The sequence below is a fragment of the Micromonospora sp. DT4 genome (assembly GCF_049841675.1).
Classification (GTDB): Bacteria; Actinomycetota; Actinomycetes; order Mycobacteriales; family Micromonosporaceae; genus Micromonospora.
Genome location: NZ_JBNCKT010000551.1, coordinates 1 through 205, shown reverse-complemented (window position 1 = coordinate 205; position 205 = coordinate 1). Strand labels below are relative to the sequence as shown.

General features: G+C 67.8%; 1 protein-coding gene. It reads left to right on the top strand.

Annotated elements, in window-relative coordinates:
* Positions 1-205: hypothetical protein (locus ACLQ24_RS30825; RefSeq protein ID WP_425895225.1), on the top strand; the 205-nt coding region annotated here is incomplete at both ends.

Here is a 205-nt window from a genome sequence, read left to right as displayed (position 1 = left end):
CCAACAACGGCGCCAACTGCTGGGCACTCAGACGCACCTCCCGCGTCGAGCCACCAACCATCGGCATCGACCCGGCACCATCCTGCCCCACACCACCCAGGTCACGCACCGGCACCCGGACCGTCCCACCCACCGCCGGATGCACCACCACCGGCACACTGTCACCCCCACCAAGAAGCTCAAGATCACCCACCTGCGCCACATC